Consider the following 530-nt stretch of genomic DNA (forward strand, 5'->3'; position numbering starts at 1 on the left):
AATGTGCGACGGATTTACCTACCGCACGGCCTACACCCTTACCCCGGGACAACCACCGCCCGGGATGGACTACCTTCCTGCGTCACCCCATCACTCACCTACTACCACCTTGGATCAGCGGCTCCACCACTCCCCTTTGCCCGAAGGCTCCAGGGCGGCTTCACGGCCTTAGCATCAATGGGTTCGATGTTTGACGCTTCACAGCGGGTACCGGAATATCAACCGGTTATCCATCGACTACGCCTGTCGGCCTCGCCTTAGGTCCCGACTTACCCTGGGCAGATCAGCTTGACCCAGGAACCCTTAGTCAATCGGCGCACACGTTTCCCACGTGTGAATCGCTACTCATGCCTGCATTCTCACTCGTCAACCGTCCACAACTCGCTTACGCGGCTGCTTCACCCGGCAGACGACGCTCCCCTACCCATCACAGCAGGCGTTGGCCCTATTGCTGCAATGACACGACTTCGGCGGTACGCTTGAGCCCCGCTACATTGTCGGCGCGGAATCACTAGACCAGTGAGCTATTA

The 530-nt window shown here is 58.7% G+C and carries 1 rRNA gene; it reads right to left on the minus strand.

From position 1 onward, the window contains the following. Nucleotides 1–530 (minus strand): 23S ribosomal RNA (locus KVT45_RS55125); the annotation flags it as partial.

It is taken from the genome of Streptomyces sp. GbtcB6, assembly GCF_019091475.1.
GTDB lineage: Bacteria > Actinomycetota > Actinomycetes > Streptomycetales > Streptomycetaceae > Streptomyces > Streptomyces hyaluromycini.